The organism is Modestobacter sp. VKM Ac-2985 (assembly GCF_026967925.1).
Taxonomy (GTDB): Bacteria; Actinomycetota; Actinomycetes; order Mycobacteriales; family Geodermatophilaceae; genus Modestobacter.
Map to the genome: position 1 here is coordinate 834,837 of NZ_JAPVBI010000002.1, position 23,051 is coordinate 857,887.

Consider the following 23,051-nt stretch of genomic DNA (forward strand, 5'->3'; position numbering starts at 1 on the left):
GGTGGAGGTGGAGCAGGCCGGTGGGCCGGAGGCTGTGGACGACGGCTATCTTCGTCGGTTGATGACCGGAGCCGGCACCACCAGCCCCCAGGGCGGCGGACTCGACCCCCAGCGCGAGGGCGCGACCTGGCACCGGCCCGCCCGCCCGGCCTCGACGATCGGCCCCTGGCTGCCCGACGGCGAGCTGGGCGTGGCCCTGTCCGACGGGCTCGCGCGGGTGGAGGCCCGGCTGGCGTCCTCGGTCGCCAGCGAGCACGCGTTCGTGAACGAGGTCGCCGGGCACCTCATGGCCGCCGGCGGCAAGCGGTTCCGGCCGGTCCTGGCCCTGCTCGCCGCCCAGCTCGGCGACGCGGACGCCCCCGAGGTCGTCGACGCCGCCGTCGTCTGCGAGCTGACCCACCTGGCCACGCTGTACCACGACGACGTGATGGACGAGGCCTCCGTCCGACGCGGCGCCCCGAGCGCCAACAGCCGCTGGACCAACAGCGTCGCCATCCTGACCGGCGACTTCCTCTTCGCCCGGGCGTCGGACCTGCTGGCCGACCTCGGCCCGGAGGCGGTCCGGGTGCAGGCGCAGACCTTCGAGCGGCTGGTCACCGGCCAGCTCCGGGAGACCGTCGGCGCCCGGCCGGGCGAGGACGCCGTCGCCCACCACCTCGGGGTGCTGGCCGACAAGACCGGGTCGCTGGTCGCCACCTCCGCCCGGTTCGGCGCCTCGTTCGCCGGCGCAGCCCCCGAGCTGGTCACCGCGCTCACCGCGTTCGGCGAGGAGGTCGGGGTGGCCTTCCAGCTCTCCGACGACCTGATCGACATCGTCAGCGAGGGCGGCACGTCGGGGAAGCTGCCCGGCACCGACCTGCGCGAGGGGATCGCCACCCTGCCGGTGCTGTTCGCCCTGGCCGGCGACGACCCCGCCGAGGCCCGGCTCCGCGAGCTGGTGGCCGGACCGGTCGTCGACGACGCCGAGCACGCCGAGGCCCTCGCCCTGCTGCGCAGCTCGACCTCCCTCGCCCGCGCGACCGCGGTGCTCGGTGAGTACGCCGACCGGGCCCGCAGCCGGTTGTCGGCGGTGCCCGACGGCCCGGTGCGGGAGGCGCTGTCCGGGCTGTGCACCTACGTGGTGACCCGCACGAGCTGAGCCGCACGGCCGGATCGGGGGCATCCTGGGGAGGATGACCCGACGCTCCTGGATGGCCCTGCCACCGCTCCTGCTGCTCGTCGCCTGCGGTGCCACCGACAGCGGTGCCGACGCGGCCGGCCCCGCGCCGGTGTCGGCGCCCGCCGGTGCCCCCGACCTGGACGTCGAGGTGGTCCTCGACGGGCTGGACCACCCCTGGGACGTCGCCCAGGCACCGGACGGCACGCTGCTGGTCGACGAGCGCGCCGGCGGGCTGACCGCGGTGCTGCCCGACGGCGAGGCGCGCCCGCTGGACGCCGACTTCGACGACCTGTTCGCCGAGGGGGAGACCGGCCTGATGGGCCTCGCCCTGGACCCGGCCTTCGCCGACAACCGGCGCTTCTACACCTGCCAGGGCGTCCGGACGGACGCCGGCGCTGAGATCCAGGTGATCGCCTGGACCGTGGACGAGGGGTGGACGGCCGCCACCCGGGTCGCCGACCCGCTGCTGGGCGGGATCCCGGTCAACGAGAGCAGCGGCCGGCACGGCGGCTGCCGGGTCGAGTTCGGCCCGGACGGCGCGCTCTTCGTCGGGACGGGGGACAACGCCCTCGGGACCAACCCCCAGGACCTCGGCTCACTCGCCGGCAAGGTCCTCCGGATCGACCCGCAGACCGGCGAGGCGCTCCCCGGCAACCCGTTCACCGACGACGCCGACGCCGCCGACCGGATCTGGACCTACGGGCACCGCAACGTCCAGGGCCTGGCCGTGCGGCCGGACTCCGACCAGGTCTACTCGGTGGAGCACGGGCCCGACCGGGACGACGAGGTGAACCTCCTCCAGCCCGGGGCCGACTACGGCTGGGACCCGGTCGGGGCGGGCGTGTACGACGAGAGCGTGCCGATGACCGCCCCCGGCGACGTGCCCGCGGTGTGGTCCTCCGGCGAGCCCACCATCGCACCGTCCGGGGCGACGTTCCTCGACGGCGCGGAGTGGGGCGACTACGACGGGCTGCTGCTCATCGGTGTGCAGAAGGACACCGGCGTCCTCGCGCTGCGGCTGACCGAGGACGGGGAGCTGGTCGAGTCCTTCCGGCTGCCCGAGCTCGAGGACACCTACGGTCGCATCCGCACCCCGGAGCAGGGGCAGGACGGCGCGCTGTACGTGACCACCGACAACGGCGGCGGCGAGGACCAGGTGCTCCGGGTCAGCCCGGCGAGCTGAGCGAGCGGTCCCGCACCCGCGCCGGCACCGGGACCCCGGCCGGGAGCAGCGGGTCGGGCACCGGCTCGCCCAGCACGGTGCGCAGCGGCAGCACACCGGCCCACACCGGGGACGGGCCGGCATCGCCCGCGAGATCGCGCTCGTCGTCCCCGGGCGGGCCGGAGCGCACCTTCAGGCTCGCCTCGGTGAGGTCCAGGGACAGGACGGCGGTGGCAGCCAGCTCCCGGCGGTCCGGCTGCCTCGTCGCCGTCCAGGAGCCCGGCGCCAGCTGCTCGGTCAGCGCCGCGAGGGCACGGAGCCGTTCCGCGGGGTCGGTGACCAGCTGCGCGGTGCCGTGCACCACCGCGCAGCGGTAGTTCATCGAGTGGTGGAACGAGGAGCGCGCGTAGACCACGCCGTCCAGGTGGGTGACGGTGAAGGCCACCGGCTGGCCGGCCGCGGCGGCCCGCAGCGTGGCCGCCCCGGTGGAGCCGTGCAGGTACAGGGTGTCGCCCACCCGGCCGTACCCGGTGGGCAGCACCACCGGTGCGCCGTCGAGCACGACGCCCAGGTGACCGACGAGCCCGGCGTCCAGCACGGCGTGGAGCTCGGCGCGGTCGGTGCGGGCCCGCCGGGCGCCCCGGCGGACGGTGCTGCGGGCAGTGGGGGAGAGCGGGAGCTGGTCGGCGGGTGCGCTGGTCACCGGACCATCGTGCGGGCGCGAGTGGCCTCTCCGAAGAGCCATTCCCCTACGATCTCGGCAGGCCACTCCCCGATGGCCCGGAGGGGAGTGCCCGTGGTCGACGTCCCGCCGCTGCCGCTGGACCGCACCTCCCGGGTGCCGCTGTCGGTGCAGCTGGCCGACGGCCTGCGCACGGTCACCGCGCAGGGCAGCCTGCGGGCCGGGGACCGGCTGCCCTCCACCCGGCAGCTGGCGACCGTGCTGGCGGTCAGCCGCACCGTCACCGCCGCGGCCTACGACCAGCTGCTGGCCGAGGGGTGGGTCCAGGGCCGGCGCGGCGCGGGCACCTTCGTGGTCGGCGCGCCCGGCCCGCCCGCACCGGCCCCGACCACCCCGTCCACCGTCCGCGGGCCCGCCCCGGCGCCGGTCGACCTGCGCGCGGGCACACCCTGCCTGGAGGTGCTCGACCGGGCCGCCTGGCGCCGGGCCTGGCGGGCGGCCGGGGACGAGGAGCCCGACCGGTGGCCGGACCCGGCCGGCGCACCCGACTACCGGGCGGCCGTGGTCGAGCACCTGCTCCGTCACCGCGGGCTGCCGGCCGTGGCCGAGGACGTGCTGGCCACCGCGGGCACCTCCGCCGCCGTCGGGGAGGTGGCCCGGCTGCTGCCCGCCGGGTCCCGCGTCGGGGTCGAGGACCCTGGCTATCAGCGTGCGGTCGGCGCGCTCCGTGACGCGCAGGTGGAGGTCGTCCCGCTCCCGGTGGACGCCGACGGACTGGTCGTCGCCGAGGTGCCCCGGGGCCTGGCCGCGGTCTACTGCACCCCGGCCCACCAGTGGCCGCTGGGCGCCCGGCTGACCGCGCCCCGGCGGACGGCGCTGGTGGCCCGGGCCCGGGCCGAGGGCTTCTGGGTGCTCGAGGACGACTACGACGGCGAGCTGCGCTACGACGTCGCGCCGCTGCCCCTGCTCGCCGCGCTCGCCCCGGACGTCGTGGTGCACCTGGGCACGACCAGCAAGGTGCTCAGCCCGACCCTCGGTGCCGGCTGGCTGGTCGCGCCATCCGCGCTTCGGGAGGGCCTGCTCGCCCGCCGCACGGCGACCGGCACCCGCCCCGCCCGGGCCGGGCAGCGGGTGGTGGCCGCGCTCGCCGCCGCCGGGGACCTGTCCCGGCACCTGCGCCGGCTGCGGCGGGAGCTGCACGCCCGCCGCGACGAGGTGCTGGCCGCCGTCACCGCCGCGGGCCGGGGCAGCCTGGGCGACGCGGCTGGGGCGCACGTCGTCGTCGTGCTGCCGGACCTGGCGACCGAGGCGGCGGTGCTCGCCGCCGCCGCGGCACGCGGCCTCGCCCTGGACCCGCTGTCCCGGCACTCACTGGACCCGGCTGCCGCTCAGGCGGGGTTGGTGCTGGGCTGGGCGGCGCCGATCCGCGCCGAGCTCACCCGTGCCCTGCCCGACCTGACGCAGGTCCTGTTGCGAGGCGGCTGAACCACGACGGACCCGCCCCCGGTGTGGGGACGGGTCCGGTGCGGACCGCGCAGCGGGTGACGCCGAGCGGGGGGCCGGAGGCCCTCCCGAGGCGCCACGGGGAACGGCTCAGCGGCGCCGGCGTGCGGCACGTGGCCGCGTTGTGATCCGGAGGATCACCATGTCACTGCACGGTCCAGCTGTCGCTGCCGGCGAGCAGGGCGTCGAGGTCGGCGGGCTCCTGGGCCGCGGCGTCCTCGAGCTGGTCGGCCATCATCCGGTCGTAGGTGGGCTTGACCACCGACCGGAAGACGCCCATCGGGCTGTACCGCAGGTCCTGGGTGGACAGCCGGGACAGCGCGAAGGCGTACGACGGGTCGTCGCGGTGCGCGTCGTGCACCACGATCTGGCTCGCGTCGACCTGGTTGCTCTCGGCGATCCGCAGGCCCCCGAAGTCGTCCCGGACGACGCAGGAGGCACCGCCGGGGCCGAAGACCAGCGGCTCGCCGTGCACCAGCGGGATCGTCCACATCGGGCCGGTGTTCGGGTCCTTGAGCAGCTCGAACGCGCCGTCGTTGAAGATGTTGCAGTTCTGGTAGATCTCCACCAGCGACGTGCCCTGGTGCTCGGCGGCCTGTCGCAGGACGTCGGTGAGGCCCTTGCGGTCGGAGTCCATCGCCCGGCCGACGAAGGTCGCGTCGGCGCCCAGCGCGAGCGACACCGGGTTGAACGGGGCGTCGATCGAGCCCATCGGGGTGGACTTGGTGACCTTCCCGACCTCCGACGTCGGCGAGTACTGGCCCTTGGTGAGGCCGTAGATCCGGTTGTTGAACAGCAGGATCGTGAGGTTCACGTTGCGACGCAGGGTGTGGATCAGGTGGTTGCCGCCGATGGACAGCGCGTCGCCGTCCCCGGTGACGACCCAGACCGAGAGGTCCGGGCGGGAGGCGGCCAGGCCGGTCGCGATGGCCGGGGCCCGCCCGTGGATCGAGTGCATCCCGTAGGTGTTCATGTAGTACGGGAAGCGCGAGGAGCACCCGATGCCGGACACGATGACCATGTCCTCGCGGGCGATGCCGAGGCTGGGCAGGAAGCTCTGGACCGCGTTGAGGATGACGTAGTCACCGCACCCGGGGCACCAGCGCACCTCCTGGTCGGTCTTGAGGTCCTTGGCCTTCAGCGCCGTCTGCTTCTCACCGTTCGCGGCGATCGAGGCGTCGATGGCACCGGAGATCGTGGTGATGTCCGGCCCGGCGGGCATGCCGAGGTCGTGCACGTGGGCGTTGGTGGACTCGGTGTTGCTGGAGTCGATGGCGGTCACAGTGCCGCTCCCGTCTGTGCAGGGGTGTCGGAGCCGGTGTCGAGGGTGGCGACCGTCCCGGTGGTCCCGTCGATGACGTCCTGGAACACGGCGGCCAGTTCGGCGGCGCGGAACGGCAGCCCGCGCACCTGGGTGTGGCTGTGCACGTCGACCAGGTACTTGGCCCGCAGCACCATCGCCAGCTGGCCGAGGTTCATCTCGGGGCAGACGACGCGGTCGTACCGGGCGAGGATCTCGCCGAGGTCGGCCGGCAGCGGGTTGAGGTGGCGCAGGTGCACCTGGGCGATCGAGCGGCCGGAGGCCCGGATCCGCCGGCAGGCCGCGCCGATCGGACCGTAGGTGGAGCCCCAGCCGATGACCGCCACCCGGGCGTCGCCGTCCGGGTCGTCGACCTCGGTGGCCGGGATCGAGGCGGCGATGCCGTCGACCTTGGCCTGCCGGGTGCGGGTCATGAAGTCGTGGTTCTCCGGGTCGTAGGAGATGTTGCCGGTCTTGTCGGCCTTCTCCAGCCCACCGATCCGGTGCTGCAGCCCCGCCGTCCCGGGGACCGCCCACGGCCGGGCCAGCGTCTCCGGGTCGCGCAGGTAGGGGAGGAACTCGCCGTCGGGGCCGTTGGGCTCGGTGGCGAACTCGGTGCGCAGGTCGGGGAGCTCGTCGGTGGCCGGGATCGACCACGGCTCGGCGCCGTTGGCCAGGTAGCCGTCGGACAGCAGGATCACCGGCGTCCGGTAGGTCAGCGCGATCCGCGCGGCCTCCAGCGTGGCGTCGAAGCAGTCGCCGGGGGAGCGGGGCGCGATGACCGGCACCGGGGCCTCGCCGTTGCGGCCGTAGAGGGCCTGCAGCAGGTCCGACTGCTCGGTCTTGGTGGGCAGCCCGGTGGAGGGGCCGCCGCGCTGCACGTCGACGATGAGCAGCGGCAGCTCGGTCATCACGGCCAGGCCGATGGTCTCGGCCTTGAGGGCCACCCCCGGGCCGGACGTCGTCGTGACGCCCAGCGCCCCGCCGAAGGAGGCGCCCAGCGCTGCGCCGATGCCGGCGATCTCGTCCTCCGCCTGGAAGGTGCGCACGCCGAAGGCCTTGTGCTTGGACAGCTCGTGCAGGATGTCGCTGGCCGGCGTGATCGGGTACGCGCCGAGGAACACCGGCAGGCCCGAGCGCTGCCCGGCGGCGACCAGACCGTAGGAGAGCGCCTGGTTGCCGGAGATGTGCCGGTACTTGCCCGGGGCCATCGGGGCCGGCTTGACCTCGTAGGAGACCGCGAAGGCCTCGGTCGTCTCGCCGTAGTTGAACCCGGCGCGGAAGGCAGCGATGTTGGCCGCGGCGATCTGCGGCTTGCGCCGGAACTGCCGCTCCAGGAAGCGGATCGTGCCCTCGGTGGGCCGGTGGTACATCCAGCTGAGCAGGCCGAGGGTGAACATGTTCTTGCTGCGCTCGGCCTCCTTCTTGCCCAGGCCGGAGTCCGCGAGCGCGTCGGTGGTCATCGAGGTCAGCGGCACGCTCACCAGCTGCCACTTCTCCAGCGAGCCGTCCTCGAGCGGGTTGCTGGCGTAGCCCACCTTGGCCAGGTTCCGCGGGGTGAACTCGTCGGAGTCGGCGATGAGCAGACCACCGCCGGGCAGGTCCATCAGGTTGGCCTTCAGCGCGGCCGGGTTCATCACGACCAGCACGTCGGGTGCGTCACCCGGGGTCATGATGTCGTGGTCGGCGAAGTGCAGCTGGAAGCTGCTGACCCCGGGGAGGGTCCCCGTCGGCGCCCGGATCTCGGCGGGGAAGTTCGGCAGCGTCGAGAGGTCGTTGCCGAACGAGGCCGTCTCGCTGGTGAAGCGCCCACCCGTGAGCTGCATGCCGTCGCCGGAGTCCCCGGCGAGCCGGATGACGACGCGATCGAGCTCGACGACGCTCTTCACCAGTCCGCCGGGGGCGGAGCTGTGGGCGGCAGCGTCGATGGCGGGGTCCACGGCGGGGTGCATGCCAGGGGCAACACCGTTCGCGGCGGGGCTGATTCCGGGGTTGGTGCCAGTCATGTGTGAGGTACCTCCGACCAGCCAGGCTACGTGCGCGGCGCGCTGCCGGACCGGCTCGGGCATCGACGTGAGGCAAGCCACACAGGGTGGGCTCACCTCACCGGCCCTACCGGGGTGCCGGGGGAACGGGGATCGGGCCGGGGGCGTTCTACCGCTCGTGCAACGCTGGAACAACGGACTGAAGACGGCTGTGCTCCTCGGCCTGATGGCCGGGGTCATCCTGCTGGTCGGCAGCTTCTTCGGCCGCGGAGGGCTGCTGATCGCCCTGGTGGTGGCGCTCGGCGTCAACGGCTGGGCGTACTTCAACTCCGACAAGCTGGCGCTGCGGGCCATGCGCGCCTTCCCGGTGACCGAGACCCAGGCCCCGCAGCTCTACGCGATCGTGCGGGAGCTCGCGACCGAGGCCCGCCAGCCCATGCCCCGGCTGTACGTGAGCCCCACGGACCAGCCCAACGCCTTCGCCACCGGCCGCAACCCGCGCAACGCCGCCGTCTGCTGCACCCAGGGAATCCTGGAGCTGCTGGACCGCCGGGAGCTGCGCGGGGTGCTCGCCCACGAGCTGTCCCACGTCTACAACCGCGACATCCTGATCAGCTCGGTGGCCGGCGCGATGGCCACGGTGATCACCTACCTGGCGCACATGGCGATGTTCGCCTCGCTGTTCGGTGGCCGGTCCGAGGACCGGCAGGGCGGTGGGCTGGGCGGCCTGCTGCTGGTCTTCCTCGGCCCGGTCGCCGCAGGCCTGGTCCAGATGGCGGTCAGCCGCAGCCGGGAGTACCAGGCCGACGCCTCCGGTGCGCGGCTCAGCTCCGACCCGTTGGCGCTGGCCAGCGCACTGTCCAAGCTCGACCGCGGGGTGGCCGCCCGGCCGCTGCCGCAGGACGACCGGTTGGTCACCCAGAGCCACCTGATGATCGCCAACCCGTTCCGCGGCCAGGGGATGGCGTCGATGTTCGCCACCCACCCGCCGATGGCCGAGCGCATCGCGCGGCTGCAGCAGATGGCCCGGGAACTGGGCTGACGGCCCCCTCGCCGCGGCGCGGGGGCCGTCCCTCAGGTCAGCGGTAGTTGTCGAACTGCAGCGCGATCTCGAAGTCCTTGCTCTTCAGCAGCTGCTGGACCGCCTGCAGGTCATCGCGCTTCTTGCCGCTGACCCGGAGCTGGTCGCCCTGGATCTGCGCCTGCACGCCCTTGGGGCCCTCGTCCCGGATGGCCTTGGCGATCTCCTTGGCCTTGTCCGAGGCGATCCCCTGCTGGATCCGGGCGGAGATCTTGTAGACCTTCCCCGAGGACTGCGGCTCGTCGGCGTCCAGCGCCTTCATCGAGATGCCCCGCTTGACCAGCTTCTCCTTGAACACCTCGAGGGCTGCGGCCACCCGCTCCTCGGTGTCGGCCTGCAGGGCCACCGCCTCCTCGCCGGCCCAGGCGATGGTGGCGTTGACGCCGCGGAAGTCGAACCGCTGCGACAGCTCCTTGCCCGCCTGGTTCAGGGCGTTGTCGACCTCCTGCCGGTCGACCTTGCTCACCACGTCGAAGGACGCATCGGCCATGTCGGTTCCTCCTCAGTGGGGACGACCCGCCGCCGGGGACCCGGCGAGGACGTCGTCCCCGTCTTGTAAGCTCTCCCGGTACCACCACGGCGGGTTGCCCGAGTGGCCAATGGGAGCGGACTGTAAATCCGTCGGCTTAGCCTACGAAGGTTCGAATCCTTCACCCGCCACACCTGGTACGACGGCCCCCGACCATGCGGTCGGGGGCCGTCCTCGTTCACGCGGTCGGCGCCCGGGCGCTGGCGACCGCGGTCCGCTCCAGCGGTTCGCCGGCCAGGAACAGCCAGCCGAAGGCGATCGGCACCGACCGGCTGCACCGCACGGTCACCTCGGCCCCGTCGGTCGCCGCCGACCACGAGTCGAGGACGACGCCGGCATCGCCGAGCTGATCGGCCACGGCCGCCTCGGCCGCAGCGCGGGTCAACGGCAGCTCGGTGCCCACCCCACGCGTGTAGACGGCGGCCTCGTCGGCCTGGTTCGCCGCCGCCAACGCCGCACCGTCGCAGATCGACTGGACCTCCTGCTGTTCCAGGAAGGCGTCGGAGGCGGCGATCGCCCCGAACACCATCAGCGCGCCCACCAGCCAGCAGACCAGCACGAACGGCAGGGTCGAGCCGGCCTCGGGATCGCCGTCGTCGGGCCGTCCGGTGCGCACGCGCGCAGCGTAGAGGTCACCCGCGACGGTGCTCCGACGTCGTCCACCGGTTGTGGACGGAGCCTGTGGACGGTGTGGACGACGGCGCACCATCCGCGCTGCTGCGCCACCGACCCTGTGGACGGCGGCAGCGGCGGACGCCGTCCGGCCACGAGACTGCCCGGCATGGTCATCGAGGTGGTCCCGGCACGGCTGTACGCGCTGGCCGGGGTGCTGGACGCCGCATCGGCCCGGGCGGCCCAGGTCGGTGCGGCGGGTGGCGGCGCTGGGGTGGGCGGGCCGCTCGGCCCGGTCGTGGCCGGCTTCGGCGAGACGGTCGCGGCTGCAGGTGGCTGCCTGGCCGGCGAGCTGGCCTGGCTGCGGGGCGCCGTGACGACGGCAGCCGGTTCCTGGCAGCAGCTGGACGGCGGGCTGCTGCCCGTGCGCGGCACGGTGGTGCCCCGGTGAGCGGGCTGCTCCCCACACCGATGGGGCTCCCCGACCCGCCGGGCTCCCCGGCTGCCCTGGCCGACGTCCTCGACCAGCTCGCCTCGGCCGGTTTCGCGGCGGGGACGACGGTCCACCTGCTGGATGCGGCGACCGTCGACTCCGGCTGGCAGGGCGCCGATGCGGCTGCGCTGACCGCCGAGGTCGCCACGGCACGGACGGTGGCCGGGGAGCTGCACGGTGCGCTGGCGACGGCGGCCACCCGGCTCGGTGACCACCGCGAGCTCTGGCTGACCGTCCTGACCCGGATCGCGGACCTGCGTGCCGATCAGCGCGAGCAGTTCGCGAGGGCCGGGTCCCGGCTCGCCGTGCTGGTGGGGCCGGCGTGGGACGGCGGTGTCCCCGGTCCGGGCCAGGACGAGGCCGCCGACCTCAGCGCTGCGGTCGCCGCCGCCGACGCCGACCGGGCCGCCGAGCACCGGGCACTGCTGGACGACCTGGCCGCCGATGCCACGGCCGTCGCCGCGGTGCTCGCCGCGGTCGCCGCGCCGCTGGGAGGGGCCGCCGGCCTCGGGGACGCCGCCGGGGTCACCGCATGGCTCGCGGGGCGGATGCCGGGCTGGGGGGACGGCGCATTCGCCGCGCTGGGGAGGGAGGCGGCGGTGGACCTCCTCCGGCCGGGCACGGCCCAGCGGCTCGATGCCGCGGCCGCCCGCTGGTCCGGCCATGCGTCGAGCCCTGCCTTCGCAGCTGCCGTGGTCGCGCGGCTCGGCGCCGACGGCCTCCGCTGGCTGCTCACCGTGCTGGGCGAGCAGGATGGCTCCGTCGACGCGCTGGCCGACCTGTTGGCGGGAGCGCTCGGCTCGGTGGCGGGTGGGGCGGCCTCAGGGAGCCCGGCCCGTCGCGCCCTGGGCGACCTGCGGCTGGCGCCGGCGGACCCCGACGGCGCGGTCGACGTGCTGGCGGTCGGGATGGGCACGGTGCTGAGCGGACTGGCCGGCCGGGGTGTGTCCGGCGCCTCCGCACTGGCCGCGTCCTGGGGACGCCAGTTCCTGGCCCGGGAGGCGGTGCAGGGGGCCGGCGCGGCGGCCCGGGTCGGCCCGCCCGCGGCCGACCCCGTGGCGGCGGCGTTGACCGTGCTGCGGCACGCCGGCGACCGGACTGCTGCGGGCGAGCTGCTCACCGACCCGGCTTCCTGGACGACCCTGCTGAGCCGGCCCTGGCCGGGCGGGACCGAGGACCTCGCCGCGGTCGTCACCCTCGCCGCGGCCGGACCGGGCGCGGCGACGGCGGCCGGGGCGGCGCTGCAGTCACTGGGCCGCGGGCTCGCCCCGGACTCACCGGACAAGGTGCTGGTCGACCAGGAGACGCTCGCCCGGATCGGCGCGGAGGTGAGCGGACTGGTGGCCGGACAGGTCGGCGTCGTGCTGCCGGTGCTGGAGGCGGCCGTGCGCGACGGCGGCCCGGAGGGTCACCTGCATGCGTCGACCGACACCGCACTGCGCGGGCTGGTGCTCCTGCTCGCCGAGGAGGCCCGGAGCGAGCCGGTGGTCGCCGCTGTGCACGCCGCGCTGACAGCCGGGGACGCCCCTGCGTCGTCGTCGGCGGAGCTCGTCGGTGCCACCGTGGCGGTCCAGGAGCACGCACAGCGGCTCCGGTACGGGCTCGCGTACAGCCAGGAGCACGAAGCGGCTGTCGACCGGCAGCTGCTCTGGACGCTCGGGGTGACCGTGCCCAGCTTCTTCCTCCGCGGACCCCGGGGAGACCCGCTCAGTGCTGGCCTGGACCTCGCAGCGATCGTGGTCGGCGCAGACGGCGAGGTGCGGATGGGACCGGACACCGGCCGGGTCCGGACCGCCGAGGACGCGCAGCGGGTCGCCGACGAGCTGCTGGGGGAGGAGACGCTGGTCCCCGTCGCGGTCGCGGCTGCCGCGCGGACCGGGTTCGCACGAGTGACCGCCGTGCTCGGCTCGCTGGGGCCCCCGGAGCCCTCGCTGTGGGACCGGCTCGACGACCTGCGCCGCGCAGAGCTCCCGGAACCTCGTCCACCGCGCTGACACCCGTTCGGGAACACCCGATCGTGACACTCGGCATATCACTCATCACGCAGGGTTGCGACACAACGAAGATCATTAGCCCGGTCGTGTCGAATCTTGCGCGTGTGGGTGACCCACTGCAGTCTCTTAACTGCGGTCTGTGCCGGACGACGCTCTGCCCCCGCGTGGGCGGCTGCCGCGATCCCCGAGCCCACTCATGCCCTCAGGAGACGTCATGTCCGCACGCACTGCTGTGTCCGCCGACCGTTCCGCCACCGCCTCCGGCCGCAACTGGAAGTGGGGCCGTAACTGGAAGTGGGGCCGCTGAGTCAGGGCTCACGCCGGCGGGGGCGCACGGTTGGCGATCGCCCCTCGGAGTGAGTTGACGACACGGGACGGTCGGGCGCTGTTATCTTCGGCCTTCGCCGACCTCGACAGACAGGCTGCCCGTGGCCAAGTCCGCGGCCCCCGAGACGACGGGGGCCTCCATGATCCGGCGGCCGTGGACGATCGCCTTGATGGCGAGCGCAGTGGCCGTCGCTGCTGCGCTTCCCGTGTTGCCCGCAGGCTGGCAGGACGCCTCGGTCGGGTTGGTGCTGGCTCTGCTGGCTGGGTTCCTGCTCACGGAATCGGTCCAGTTCGACGTCGAGTTCCGGAAGCAGACGATCTCGCTGTCCCCGACGGAGATCGCGGTCGTCGTCGGGCTGCTCGAGGTCGGTGGTCTGTGGACGGCCGTCACTCGCGTGGCCGCCGTCGTGATCGTCGAGTGCTGGCAGCGCTATCCCGCCCCCAAGGTGCTCTTCAACGCCGCGCTGGCCGTGGCGGAGCTGAGCGCGGCGTTGGCTGTGCTGAGCCTGCTGCCACCGCTGGAGGTGACAGACCCGATCGCCTGGTTGTCCCTGATGGTCGCCGTCCTCGTCACCGGGATCGTCAGCATGTTCGGCGTGGGCGCTGCCGTGTCCCTGACCGAGGGTTTCCCCGGCTGGCACTTCTTCGCGGCCGCCGTGCCGAACCTGGTGCTCGGGCCGGTCAGTGTCGTCATCGGGGTGATCGCTCTCCTGCTCACCCGCGAGACCTCATGGACCTGGGCGCTCATCATCCCGTTGCTCGTCGTCGTCGTGGTGCTCTTCCGCCAGTCCGCCCAGGCGGTGCGTGAACGGCGCACTGTCCAGCGGGTCTACGACTTCGCCCGGCGGGTGGAGCTGGTGTCCGCGGACGAGGCCGGCACCCGGGAGATCGTCCGAGCTGTTCGTGAGCTCCTCAACGCCGACCGGGTGGCGCTGTGGCTGCCTCCGTACCTGGATGAGGGGCCGCAACTGGTCGTCGACGCGGCTGATCGGGAGCTGGCCTGGTACGACGGGCCGGGTGATCCCGACGACCTGGTCCGGGCGCGCGCCGTCGTCCCGGGTGCTGATGGTCCGGTCTTCGTCTCCTTCGGCCGGGCCGACGACGCTGAGCGGGCCGCGCTCCTCCGTCGGGGGGCACGTGAGGTGCTCGGCGCGCCCGTGACCACCGCAGCCGGTGAACCGGGGTACCTGGAGGTGTGCGACCGGCAGGGGGACATCGTCTCCTTCGCCGACGGTGACCGGGGTGCGTTGGACTCGATGCTGACCCACGTCAACGCCGCGATCCGCCAGCAGCAGCTGCTCAGCCAGATCCGGCACGACGGCGACCACGACCGGCTGACCGGGCTGCCCAACCGGCAGCGGCTGGGCGGGGAGATCGACGCGTTGCTGCTCGCCGAGCCGGCCACCGCCCGGGCCGGGTTGGTGCTGGCGGCCCTGGACGGCTACACCGACGTCACCGACACCCTCGGGCACGCTGCCAGCGACGAACTGCTCCTGGTCACCGCCGGGCTGCTCCGCGAGCACGCGCCGCCGCAGGCCGTCGTCGCGCGGATGGAGGGTGGCCAGTTCGCCGTCCTGCTGCCCGGTCTGTCCCTGGCCGCCACCGAGCGGGCCGCCCGTCGGCTGCGGGAGGCCGCCTCCACCCGCGCCCGGGTCGCCGGGCTCGACCTGGAGGTCGGGCTGACCATCGGGGTGGCCGCGGCGCCCGTCCACGGTTCGGAGTCCGGCACGCTGATCCAGCGGGCCGACGTCGCGCTGCTCGCGGCACAGGGCTCCGGGGGAGTGGCGACCTACCACCCGGTCCTGGACCAGCAGAGCCTGCGCCGCCTCCAGCTGGGTGCCGAGCTGGAGACGGCGATCTCCGACGGGCAGATCTCGGTGGTCTTCCAGCCGATCGTGGACACCCGCACCGCCGACATCGTCTCGGTGGAGACGCTCGTGCGCTGGGCGCATCCCCGCTACGGGGACATCTCGCCGGACGACTTCATCGGCCTGGCCGAGCAGATCGGTCGGATCGGGCTGCTCACCGACCACGTGCTCGACCGCGCGCTGGACCGCTGCCGGCGGTGGCTGGACCAGGACATCGCGCTGTCGGTGGCGGTCAACCTCTCCGCCCACTGCCTCGCCGAGCCGGACATCGTCGACCGGGTCCGCCGGGCACTGCGCCGCCACGGTGTCCCGGGTGAGCTGCTGACCCTCGAGCTCACCGAGGGCAGCGTCGTCGACGACACGGTGCGCAACAGCACCGTGCTGGCCGACCTGCACGCGTTGGGCCTGCGGCTGTCCATGGACGACTTCGGTACCGGCTACTCCTCGCTGTCCCAGCTGCGGCTGCTGCCGATCGACGAGCTGAAGATCGACAAGTCCTTCGTGCTGGGCATGTCGACGAGCTCGAACGAGTCCTTCATCGCCCGGTCGATCGTGGAGCTGGCGCACAACCTCGGGTTGCGCGTGGTCGCCGAGGGGGTCGAGGACGAGATGACCCGGGACCTGCTGACCCAGATGGGCTGCGACAAGCTGCAGGGCTTCCTGGTCAGCCGGCCGTTGCCCGAGGACCGGCTGGAGGGATGGCTGCTGGCCCGCACCGGCGTCCGCGCCGCCGCACCGGGGGCCACCCACCGGCGACTGTTCGTCCGGACCTGAGAGAGGACCTCACTGCCCCCACCGCTCGCAGGCTCGCGGCGGGCCCCTGTAGGGAGGCCAAAGGGCATCGGGTACAGTTCTGCACGGCTCTTCGGAGCAACGCCCCTTTAGCTCAGTCGGCAGAGCGTCTCCATGGTAAGGAGAAGGTCTACGGTTCGATTCCGTAAAGGGGCTCGTACGATCGAATGCCCGACCGCCGGTCCAGTCGGAAGACCGGGCCGCACGGTCGCCTGGCGGTGTAGCTCAGCCTGGTAGAGCAAGCGGCTCATAATCGCTGTGTCACCGGTTCAAGTCCGGTCACCGCTACCCCAGACGGGCCCCGGGAACGGGGTCCGTCGTCGTGTTCGGCATCCGCCGGGCGCGGGCACCACCCCGACGCGTCGAGGAACTCTCGACCACCGACAAGGCGAGGATGCGCTCATGGCAGCCACCGACGTTCGTCCGAAGATCACCCTGGCCTGCCAGGAGTGCAAGAACCGCAACTACATCACCCGCAAGAACCGGCGGAACGACCCCGACCGGATCGAGCTGAAGAAGTACTGCCCCACCGACCGCAAGCACACGGTCCACCGCGAGACGCGCTGACCCCAGCGGTCGCGAGGAGAGGGCGGGGAGCATGACGCTGGACGCAGGACTGGTCGGGCGCAGCTACCCGCCCTCTGCCGTGTACGAGGTCGGGCGCGAGAAGATCGCGGAGTTCGCCACGGCGCTGGCCGATCCGGACCCGGTCCACCGCGACCCGGCCGCCGCCCGTGCAGCCGGCCATCCCGACGTCATCGCCCCGCCGACCTTCGCCATCGTGCTGAGCCTCGGTGCGGCAGACGTCGTGGTCGAGGACCCGGAGGTGGGGCTGGACTACAGCCGCGTCGTCCACGGCGAGCAGCGGTTCACCCACCACCGCCCGATCCGGGCCGGCGACCGGCTGGTCGCGACCGCCACGATCGACGCGGTGAAGACGGTGGCCGGCAACGACATGCTGACCACCCGCGTCGACCTGGCCACCGAGGACGGCGAGCCCGTCTGCACCACGCGGTCCATGCTCGTCGCCCGGGGGACGGCGTGAGCCCGCGCCCGGCCGACGTCGAGGTGGGCACCGAGCTCCCCGAGCAGATCTCCCGGGTCACCCGCGCCGACCTGGTGCGCTACGCCGGAGCCTCCGGTGACTTCAACGTCATCCACTGGAACGAGCGGGTCGCCCGCGAGGTGGGCCTCCCCGGCGTGATCGCGCACGGGATGCTCACCGCCGGTCTCGCCGTCCGAGCGGTCACCGCCTGGGCCGGCGACCCGGGTGCCGTCGTCGAGTACCAGGTGCGCTTCAGCCGGCCGGTGGTGGTGCCCGACGACGACCTCGGTGCCGAGCTCACCGTGCGCGGCCGGGTCGCCGCACTCCTCGAGGACGGCCGGGTCCGCGTCGACCTGACCGTGATCAGTGGTGGCGAGAAGGTCCTGTCCCTGGCCCGCGCCGTCGTCGCGCTCGGCTGATCCCGCCCGCGGGCTCTCAGTCGGCAGAGCCCAGCAGCTGCTGCATCCGGCGGACGCCCTCCACCAGCTCGTCGTCCCCCATGGCGTAGGACAGCCGGAGGTACCCCGGGGTGCCGAAGGCCTCGCCGGGGACGACGGCGACCTGGGCCTGCTCCAGCAGCAGCTCGGCCAGCTCGGCGCTCGTGGCGACGGTGCGGCCGGCGATCGACCGGCCGAGCAGTGCGGTGACCGAGGGGAAGACGTAGAAGGCGCCCAGTGGCTCGGGGCAGGCGATCCCGGGGATCTCCCGGAGCATCCCGAGCACGGTCCGGCGGCGCCGGTCGAGTGCGGCCCGGAGCTCCGCCACGCTGGACTGGTCGCCGGTCAGCGCGGCCACCGCGGCGGCCTGGGCGATGTTCGAGACGTGTCCGGCCGAGTGCGACTGCAGGGCCGTCGCACCGGCCACCACGTCGGCCGGCCCGATCAGCCAGCCCACCCGCCAGCCGGTCATCGCGTACGCCTTGGCGACCCCGTTGACGACGACGCACCGCGGCTGGATCTCCGGGACCAGGGCCGGCAGCGACGCCGCCGTCGTCCCGTCGTAGGTCAGGTGCTCGTAGATCTCGTCGGTGACCACCCAGAGACCGGCTGCCAGTGCCCACCGGCCGATCTCGGCCACCTCCTCGGGCGGGTGGACGGCGCCCGTCGGGTTGGCCGGGGAGCTGAACAGCAGCAGCTTGGTGCGCGGGGTGCGAGCCGCCTTCAACTGACCGACGGAGACGAGATAGCCGCTGGCCTCGTCGGCGACCACGGGGACGGGGACGCCACCGGCCAGCCGGATCGCCTCCGGGTAGGTCGTCCAGTGCGGCGTCGGCAGCAGGACCTCGTCGCCGGGGTCCAGCAGCGTCGCCAGCGCCTGGGCGACCGCCTGCTTGCCTCCGGCGGTGACCAGCACGTCGGTGGGCCGGGCGGTCAGTCCCGAGTCGCGCAGCGTCTTGGCCACGATCGCCTGCCGGAGTTCCGGGAGGCCCCCGACCGGGCTGTACCGGTGCATCGCCGGGTCCCGGGCTGCCCGGACGGCCGCGGCGACGACGTGGTCGGCCGTGGCGCGGTCCGACTCTCCGGCGGCCAGGTTGACCACCGGCCGCCCGCTCGCCCGCAGCGCCTTGGCGCGTGCGTCGGTGGCCATCGTCGTCGAGGTGGTGACGGCACCGACCCGCCGGGAGATCCGCCGCTCCGCCGGTGGCGCGGGTTCGACGGCATCGGGCCCGGGTGCGGGTGCGGTCAGCATGATCCGATCGTGGCAGACCGGACGAGGTGCTCGGCCCCTCCCGAGCGCCCCGAGCGGGAGCCTCGCCTCCCGTGTTCGCTGCTGGCCGGGTGGGTCCCGTACACTCGACGACCTGGGGCCTGTGGGACCCCGCCACCGGCGTGCCCCGGAGGCCCCTTCGGGGGTCACGTCGAGACTGGGGCCGCGCCGCGACGCGGACCCGGCGATCCCTAGGGGTGTAGCTCAATTGGCAGAGCAGCGGTCTCCAAAACCGCAGGCTGCAGGTTCAAGTCCTGTCACCCCTGCCACGACCTGACGACCGACCGAGATGAGCCGACCGAAGTGAGCCGGACCGACGTGAGCGAGGCGCTGTGAGCGAGAAGGACGGCGAGCCGAACGGCGAGCAGGTCGACGCCGAGCAGCTCGACGCCGAGACGCCGGGCGTGGACGACGCGGAGGCGCTCGAGGCCGCCGAGGCCGATGTCGCCGACGATGCGGAGTCCGACGAGGACAAGGTCGTCGCCACCCCCACCCAGCGCCGGTCCCGGTCCTCTCGGCGTCCGGCCGACCGGACGCCGGATGCCGGCCCCGCGGGGGAGGGCACTCGAACCCGGGCCGACGCCGAGCGGGCACGCGCCGCGGAGCTGAAGGAGAAGCGGAACCTCGGGCGGTTCCTGCGTGAGGTCGTCGCCGAGCTGCGCAAGGTCATCTGGCCGGGCCGCAAGGAGCTGATCACCTACACCACCGTGGTGATCATCTTCGTGGCCGTCATGGTCGCGATCGTCGCCGGCCTGGACCTCCTCTTCGCCCAGGGCGTGCTCGCCGTCTTCGGCTGACCGTCCGCGCCTGCACCGCACCCGACAAGGAAGAGACCCTGTGACTGACCCCCGCGAGCCCTTCGAGACCGACAGCGCCGTCGAGGGCACCGACCTCGACGACGCCGCTGCCGAGGCCGGCACCGTCGACGTCGAGACCGGCGTCCGGGAGACCGGCGCCGCTGAGGGGTCCCTCGGGACGACGGACCTCACTGCGGACAACCCGATGGCCGACGCGCCGGCTCCCGGCAACGGTGGCTCCCGGGGTTCGGTGGGCGACGCGCTGGTAGCCGACCCCCTGGCCGAGCCCGCTCCCGACCACGACCCAGTGGTGGTCGAGGCCCTCGAGACCGCCGCGGCGGAGGACGAGGACCCGGCGGAGGCCCTGCGTTCGACGCTGCGCGGACAGTTCGGCGACTGGTACGTGATCCACTCCTACGCGGGCTACGAGAACAAGGTGAAGACCAACCTCGAGTCCCGGATCACGTCGCTGGACATGGAGGACTACATCTTCCAGATCGAGGTGCCCACCGAGGAGGTCACCGAGATCAAGAACGGCAAGCGGACGCAGGTCAACCGCAAGAAGCTGCCGGGGTACCTGCTGGTCCGGATGGACCTCAACGACGAGTCCTGGGGTGCGGTCCGCAACACCCCGGGCGTCACCGGCTTCGTCGGGGCCACCTCCAAGCCCTCACCGCTGAGCATCGACGAGGTCGTCAACCTGCTGGTCCCGGCGACGACCGCCAAGCCGGTCTCGGCGACCGAGGCCGCCCCCAGCGCCGGCCCCGCACCCGAGGTCGAGTTCGAGGTCGGCGAGTCCGTCACCGTCATGGACGGTCCGTTCGCGACGCTGCCGGCGACCATCAACGAGATCAACCCGGAGCAGCAGAAGCTCCAGGTGCTCGTTTCCATCTTCGGCCGCGAGACACCGGTCGAGCTGTCGTTCACCCAGGTCACCAAGATCTGATCAAGGACCCCGTCGCCCCCCGACGCTCGTAAACTCGCGTCGGGGCCCTGCGACGGGGCCGTTCCATCCCGTTACGAAGAAGGAAGTCATGCCCCCCAGGAAGCGGTTGACCGCGGTCATCAAGCTCCAGATCAACGCCGGTGCGGCCACCCCCGCGCCGCCCGTGGGCCCCGCCCTCGGTCAGCACGGCGTGAACATCATGGAGTTCTGCAAGGCGTACAACGCCGCGACGGAAGCGCAGCGCGGCAGCGTCATCCCCGTCGAGATCTCGGTCTTCGAGGACCGGTCGTTCACCTTCGTCACCAAGACGCCCCCGGCAGCGCGCATGCTGCTGAAGGCCGCCGGTGTGGAGAAGGGCTCGGGTGAGCCGCACAAGACCAAGGTCGCGACCGTCACCCGCGACCAGGTCCGTGAGATCGCGGAGACGAAGATGGCCGATCTGAACGCCAACGACCTCGAGCAGGCCGAGAAGATCATCGCCGGCACCGCCCGGTCGATGGGCATCACCGTCAAGTGACGGCAGCCGCCGGCTGACGGTGGCGTTGCACGACCCGGGTCCACGTGGACCCGGCCAGCACTCGTGGGAGGGCCTCGCCAGGCCCGCGCACCACGCGACCCCCGCTCCCGGGGGGAAGGAGAACCACCATGGCAAAGCACGGCAAGAACTACCGCAAGGTCGCTGAGCTGGTCGACGCGGACAACCTGTACAGCCCGCTGCAGGCCGCCGGTCTGGCCAAGGAGACCTCGACCACCAAGTACGACGCGACCGTCGAGGTCGCCATCCGGCTCGGGGTCGACCCCCGCAAGGCCGACCAGATGGTCCGTGGCACGGTCAACCTGCCGCACGGCACCGGCAAGACCGCTCGCGTCATCGTCTTCGCGACCGGCGACAAGGCAGCCGAGGCCGAGGCCGCCGGCGCCGACGTCGTGGGCTCCGACGACCTGATCGAGCAGATCCAGGGCGGCTTCCTGGACTTCGACGCCGCGATCGCCACCCCCGACCAGATGGCGAAGGTCGGTCGCATCGCCCGCATCCTCGGCCCCCGTGGCCTGATGCCGAACCCGAAGACGGGCACGGTGACCCCCGACGTCACCAAGGCCGTCAACGACATCAAGGGCGGGAAGATCAACTTCCGCGTCGACAAGCAGGCCAACCTGCACCTGGTGATCGGCAAGACGTCCTTCGACCAGACCAAGCTGGTGGAGAACTACGCCGCCGCCCTCGACGAGGTGCTGCGGGCGAAGCCGTCCGCTGCCAAGGGCCGGTACCTGCGGAAGGTGACCGTCTCCACCACCATGGGCCCGGGCATCCCGGTCGACCCGAACCGCACCCGCAACCTGACCGTGGACGAGCCCTCCGCCTGATCGACGGACCCCGTCCCCCGAGGGCCCCGCAGCGCATGGCGCTGCGGGGCCCTCGTGCGCCCGGCCCCGCCGGGGCGTGTACTCTTGCCGCTGTTCCCCCCAAGACCGCTGGTCGTCGCACGTCCGCGTGCGATCGAAGGTCCGGAGTAGACCGGACGACCCGCGCAGGTGGACGGTTCGACGAACGTGTCGCGGCACGGCCTCAGCGCCTGCACCGTGAACGTCCCTCGCCCCGTGCGCCCTGCGCCGGGGCGTTCCTCGTCTCCGGGCCCGATCGCCCCGGGCGCTCCTCGCCGGTGGTCGCCCGACAGACGAGAGGAGGCCCATGCCCACGCAGGCGAAGGCCGCGGTGATCGAAGAGATCACCGAGCGGTTCCAGAAGTCCAGCGCGGCCGTGCTCACCGAGTACCGCGGGCTGACCGTGGCGCAGCTGACCGAGCTGCGTCGTTCCCTCGGTGCGGGCAGCAGCTACGCCGTCGTCAAGAACACCCTGACGAAGCGTGCAGCGGACTCGGTCGGTCACTCCGACCTGGCCCCGCTGCTCAACGGCCCCACCGCGATCGCCTTCATCGAGGGCGACCCGGTCGAGGCCGCCAAGGCCATCCGTGACTTCGCGCGGGCCAACCCGCTGCTGGTCATCAAGGGCGGCGTGGTCGAGGGCCGCACGGTCGACGCAGCCGAGGTCACCCGCCTCGCCGACGTCGAGTCCCGTGAGGTCCTGCTGGCCAAGCTGGCCGGCGCCATGAAGGGCAACCTCACCAAGGCGGCCGGGCTGTTCCAGGCCCCGCTGTCGCAGGTCGCCCGACTGGCCGAGGCCCTCAAGGAGAAGAAGCCGGCCGAGGGCGCTCCCGCCTCGGACGACGCTGCTCCCGCCGACTCTGCTGCTGACACCACCCCGGCCGCCCCGGCCACCACCGACGAGAGTGCTGCCGCGGACTCCGCGGCCAGCACCGACTGACCCCCCCAAGGAGACACCATGGCCAAGCTTTCCACTGACGAGCTGCTCGACGCCTTCAAGGAGATGACCCTCCTGGAGCTGTCGGACTTCGTGAAGGAGTTCGAGACCACCTTCGACGTCACCGCCGCTGCGCCGGTCGCCGTCGCGGCTGCCGGTGGCGCCGGTGGCGGCGCTGCCGCCGAGGCCCCGGTCGAGCAGGACGAGTTCGACGTCGTCCTCGAGTCCGCCGGTGACAAGAAGATCCAGGTCATCAAGGAGGTGCGCGGCCTGACCTCGCTCGGCCTCAAGGAGGCCAAGGACCTGGTCGACAACGCACCGAAGCCGGTCCTGGAGAAGGTCGCCAAGGACGCTGCGGAGAAGGCCAAGGCCGCCCTCGAGGGCGCCGGCGCCACCGTCACCGTCAAGTGACCCCTCACCCGGCCGCCGCCCCCGCGGCGGCCGGGTAGCACCACCCCGCACCGACGACAGGGGCCGATCCACTCCGGTGGGTCGGCCCCTGTCGTGCGTCCAGATCGCTCCGGAGCGCCGGCCGGTCGTCCCCGGCCGGATCTCCGTAGGCGCGTCGTTCACCCACAGGTCCCGGCGTGGCAGTTCCCGCTGGGCTGCCGCACTGGCATCATCGGCAGGGCACTCGCCTCGCTCGCCCCCGATCCCGCGGCGCTGCGCTCCGCCTCCGGAGCCCAGTGCTCCCGGGCCGGGTGGGCACCGGCCACCCCTCGCGGGTGGGTCCCCAGCCGCTCCGGCGG

At 73.2% G+C, this 23,051-nt stretch carries 22 protein-coding genes and 4 tRNA genes; 20 read left to right on the forward strand and 6 right to left on the reverse strand.

What is annotated here, in order from left to right; genetic code table 11:
* Window positions 1-61: 61 nt before the first annotated feature.
* Window positions 62-1,138, forward strand: a complete 1,077-nt coding sequence (locus O2V61_RS13275) for a polyprenyl synthetase family protein (RefSeq protein ID WP_269183775.1) — start codon at window positions 62-64, stop codon at window positions 1,136-1,138.
* A 34-nt stretch (window positions 1,139-1,172) separates the two neighbouring features.
* Window positions 1,173-2,342, forward strand: coding sequence for a PQQ-dependent sugar dehydrogenase (locus O2V61_RS13280; RefSeq protein ID WP_269183776.1), 1,170 nt, complete (start codon window positions 1,173-1,175; stop codon window positions 2,340-2,342).
* Here the strand turns inward: O2V61_RS13280 and O2V61_RS13285 are convergent.
* Window positions 2,326-3,024 carry a pyridoxamine 5'-phosphate oxidase family protein gene (locus tag O2V61_RS13285; RefSeq protein WP_269183777.1) on the reverse strand — a complete coding sequence of 233 codons (699 nt, stop codon included), beginning with the start codon at window positions 3,022-3,024 and terminating at the stop codon, window positions 2,326-2,328. The genes O2V61_RS13280 and O2V61_RS13285 overlap by 17 nt on opposite strands.
* Before the next feature lie 93 nt (window positions 3,025-3,117).
* Between O2V61_RS13285 and pdxR the strand changes: the two genes are divergently transcribed.
* Window positions 3,118-4,488, forward strand: a complete 1,371-nt coding sequence (gene pdxR, locus O2V61_RS13290) for a MocR-like pyridoxine biosynthesis transcription factor PdxR (protein WP_269183778.1) — start codon at window positions 3,118-3,120, stop codon at window positions 4,486-4,488.
* Between the two features lie 163 nt (window positions 4,489-4,651).
* Here the strand turns inward: pdxR and O2V61_RS13295 are convergent, their stop codons facing one another.
* Window positions 4,652-5,788, reverse strand: a complete 1,137-nt coding sequence (locus O2V61_RS13295; RefSeq protein WP_269183779.1) for a 2-oxoacid:ferredoxin oxidoreductase subunit beta — start codon at window positions 5,786-5,788, stop codon at window positions 4,652-4,654.
* On the reverse strand, window positions 5,785-7,758 hold the full coding sequence (locus O2V61_RS13300) for a 2-oxoacid:acceptor oxidoreductase subunit alpha (RefSeq protein ID WP_269183780.1): 1,974 nt from the start codon (window positions 7,756-7,758) through the stop codon (window positions 5,785-5,787). The genes O2V61_RS13295 and O2V61_RS13300 overlap by 4 nt, the downstream gene beginning before the upstream one ends.
* Window positions 7,759-7,969: 211 nt before the next feature.
* Between O2V61_RS13300 and htpX the strand changes: the two genes are divergently transcribed.
* Window positions 7,970-8,833, forward strand: a complete 864-nt coding sequence (gene htpX, locus O2V61_RS13305) for a zinc metalloprotease HtpX (RefSeq protein WP_269170488.1) — start codon at window positions 7,970-7,972, stop codon at window positions 8,831-8,833.
* A gap of 37 nt (window positions 8,834-8,870) precedes the next feature.
* Here htpX and O2V61_RS13310 read toward each other — a convergent pair whose 3' ends face one another.
* Window positions 8,871-9,362 (reverse strand): YajQ family cyclic di-GMP-binding protein, encoded by a 492-nt coding sequence (locus tag O2V61_RS13310; protein ID WP_166754900.1) that lies wholly within the window; start codon window positions 9,360-9,362, stop codon window positions 8,871-8,873.
* Between the two features lie 88 nt (window positions 9,363-9,450).
* Between O2V61_RS13310 and O2V61_RS13315 the strand changes: the two genes are divergently transcribed.
* A tRNA-Tyr gene (locus O2V61_RS13315) sits at window positions 9,451-9,532 on the forward strand.
* A 47-nt stretch (window positions 9,533-9,579) separates the two neighbouring features.
* Here the strand turns inward: O2V61_RS13315 and O2V61_RS13320 are convergent.
* Complete coding sequence (locus O2V61_RS13320) at window positions 9,580-10,017, reverse strand: pilus assembly protein TadG-related protein (RefSeq protein WP_269183781.1); 438 nt, start codon at window positions 10,015-10,017, stop codon at window positions 9,580-9,582.
* 165 nt (window positions 10,018-10,182) lie between these two features.
* Here O2V61_RS13320 and O2V61_RS13325 point away from each other — a divergent pair, with 165 nt between their 5' ends.
* The 8 genes from O2V61_RS13325 to O2V61_RS13360 all read left to right on the forward strand — a co-directional run bounded on the left by O2V61_RS13325 (window position 10,183) and on the right by O2V61_RS13360 (window position 16,951).
* Entirely contained in the window at window positions 10,183-10,464 is a 282-nt protein-coding gene (locus O2V61_RS13325) for a hypothetical protein (RefSeq protein WP_269183782.1), read from the forward strand.
* Window positions 10,461-12,500, forward strand: coding sequence for a hypothetical protein (locus tag O2V61_RS13330; RefSeq protein WP_269183783.1), 2,040 nt, complete (start codon window positions 10,461-10,463; stop codon window positions 12,498-12,500). The genes O2V61_RS13325 and O2V61_RS13330 overlap by 4 nt, the downstream gene beginning before the upstream one ends.
* A gap of 497 nt (window positions 12,501-12,997) precedes the next feature.
* Window positions 12,998-15,469 (forward strand): putative bifunctional diguanylate cyclase/phosphodiesterase, encoded by a 2,472-nt coding sequence (locus O2V61_RS13335; RefSeq protein ID WP_269183784.1) that lies wholly within the window; start codon window positions 12,998-13,000, stop codon window positions 15,467-15,469.
* 101 nt (window positions 15,470-15,570) lie between these two features.
* Window positions 15,571-15,643, forward strand: a tRNA-Thr gene (locus O2V61_RS13340).
* 58 nt (window positions 15,644-15,701) lie between these two features.
* Window positions 15,702-15,775 (forward strand) — tRNA-Met (locus tag O2V61_RS13345).
* Between the two features lie 114 nt (window positions 15,776-15,889).
* The gene (gene rpmG, locus O2V61_RS13350; protein WP_014742879.1) at window positions 15,890-16,054 is read left to right on the forward strand and encodes a 50S ribosomal protein L33; all 165 of its coding nucleotides are present in this window, start codon (window positions 15,890-15,892) and stop codon (window positions 16,052-16,054) included.
* Window positions 16,055-16,085: 31 nt separating this feature from the next.
* On the forward strand, window positions 16,086-16,532 hold the full coding sequence (locus O2V61_RS13355) for a MaoC family dehydratase N-terminal domain-containing protein (protein WP_269183785.1): 447 nt from the start codon (window positions 16,086-16,088) through the stop codon (window positions 16,530-16,532).
* Window positions 16,529-16,951, forward strand: a complete 423-nt coding sequence (locus O2V61_RS13360) for a MaoC family dehydratase (protein WP_269183786.1) — start codon at window positions 16,529-16,531, stop codon at window positions 16,949-16,951. The genes O2V61_RS13355 and O2V61_RS13360 overlap by 4 nt, the downstream gene beginning before the upstream one ends.
* A 16-nt stretch (window positions 16,952-16,967) precedes the next feature.
* On the opposite strand, the gene O2V61_RS13365 is transcribed toward O2V61_RS13360, so the two are convergent.
* Complete coding sequence (locus O2V61_RS13365; protein ID WP_269183787.1) at window positions 16,968-18,221, reverse strand: pyridoxal phosphate-dependent aminotransferase; 1,254 nt, start codon at window positions 18,219-18,221, stop codon at window positions 16,968-16,970.
* 211 nt (window positions 18,222-18,432) lie between these two features.
* Here O2V61_RS13365 and O2V61_RS13370 point away from each other — a divergent pair.
* The 7 genes from O2V61_RS13370 to rplL all read left to right on the forward strand — a co-directional run bounded on the left by O2V61_RS13370 (window position 18,433) and on the right by rplL (window position 22,713).
* Window positions 18,433-18,508 (forward strand) — tRNA-Trp (locus O2V61_RS13370).
* Between the two features lie 63 nt (window positions 18,509-18,571).
* On the forward strand, window positions 18,572-19,036 hold the full coding sequence (gene secE / locus O2V61_RS13375; RefSeq protein ID WP_269183788.1) for a preprotein translocase subunit SecE: 465 nt from the start codon (window positions 18,572-18,574) through the stop codon (window positions 19,034-19,036).
* Window positions 19,037-19,076: 40 nt separating this feature from the next.
* Window positions 19,077-19,982 (forward strand): transcription termination/antitermination protein NusG, encoded by a 906-nt coding sequence (gene nusG / locus O2V61_RS22430; RefSeq protein WP_269183789.1) that lies wholly within the window; start codon window positions 19,077-19,079, stop codon window positions 19,980-19,982.
* An 88-nt stretch (window positions 19,983-20,070) separates the two neighbouring features.
* Window positions 20,071-20,499 carry a 50S ribosomal protein L11 gene (gene rplK, locus O2V61_RS13385; RefSeq protein WP_269183790.1) on the forward strand — a complete coding sequence of 143 codons (429 nt, stop codon included), beginning with the start codon at window positions 20,071-20,073 and terminating at the stop codon, window positions 20,497-20,499.
* A gap of 128 nt (window positions 20,500-20,627) precedes the next feature.
* A complete protein-coding gene (gene rplA / locus O2V61_RS13390; protein WP_269183791.1) occupies window positions 20,628-21,347 on the forward strand; it encodes a 50S ribosomal protein L1 in 720 nt (239 codons plus the stop codon).
* Window positions 21,348-21,672: 325 nt separating this feature from the next.
* The gene (gene rplJ, locus O2V61_RS13395; protein WP_269183792.1) at window positions 21,673-22,305 is read left to right on the forward strand and encodes a 50S ribosomal protein L10; all 633 of its coding nucleotides are present in this window, start codon (window positions 21,673-21,675) and stop codon (window positions 22,303-22,305) included.
* 18 nt (window positions 22,306-22,323) lie between these two features.
* A complete protein-coding gene (gene rplL / locus O2V61_RS13400) occupies window positions 22,324-22,713 on the forward strand; it encodes a 50S ribosomal protein L7/L12 (protein ID WP_269183793.1) in 390 nt (129 codons plus the stop codon).
* Window positions 22,714-23,051 lie beyond the last annotated feature (338 nt).

Bases quoted from the DNA above. Each gene is read 5' to 3' on its own strand.
- O2V61_RS13275 (WP_269183775.1), top strand. From the start codon at position 62: ATGACCGGAGCCGGCACCACCAGCCCCCAGGGCGGCGGACTCGACCCC.
- O2V61_RS13325 (WP_269183782.1), top strand. From the start codon at position 10,183: ATGGTCATCGAGGTGGTCCCGGCACGGCTGTACGCGCTGGCCGGGGTG.
- rplA (WP_269183791.1), top strand. From the start codon at position 20,628: ATGGCAAAGCACGGCAAGAACTACCGCAAGGTCGCTGAGCTGGTCGAC.
- O2V61_RS13365 (WP_269183787.1), bottom strand. From the start codon at position 18,221: ATGCTGACCGCACCCGCACCCGGGCCCGATGCCGTCGAACCCGCGCCA.
- rpmG (WP_014742879.1), top strand. From the start codon at position 15,890: ATGGCAGCCACCGACGTTCGTCCGAAGATCACCCTGGCCTGCCAGGAG.
- O2V61_RS13280 (WP_269183776.1), top strand. From the start codon at position 1,173: ATGACCCGACGCTCCTGGATGGCCCTGCCACCGCTCCTGCTGCTCGTC.
- rplK (WP_269183790.1), top strand. From the start codon at position 20,071: ATGCCCCCCAGGAAGCGGTTGACCGCGGTCATCAAGCTCCAGATCAAC.
- O2V61_RS13335 (WP_269183784.1), top strand. From the start codon at position 12,998: ATGGCGAGCGCAGTGGCCGTCGCTGCTGCGCTTCCCGTGTTGCCCGCA.
- rplL (WP_269183793.1), top strand. From the start codon at position 22,324: ATGGCCAAGCTTTCCACTGACGAGCTGCTCGACGCCTTCAAGGAGATG.
- rplJ (WP_269183792.1), top strand. From the start codon at position 21,673: ATGCCCACGCAGGCGAAGGCCGCGGTGATCGAAGAGATCACCGAGCGG.
- O2V61_RS13310 (WP_166754900.1), bottom strand. From the start codon at position 9,362: ATGGCCGATGCGTCCTTCGACGTGGTGAGCAAGGTCGACCGGCAGGAG.
- O2V61_RS13355 (WP_269183785.1), top strand. From the start codon at position 16,086: ATGACGCTGGACGCAGGACTGGTCGGGCGCAGCTACCCGCCCTCTGCC.
- O2V61_RS13300 (WP_269183780.1), bottom strand. From the start codon at position 7,758: ATGCACCCCGCCGTGGACCCCGCCATCGACGCTGCCGCCCACAGCTCC.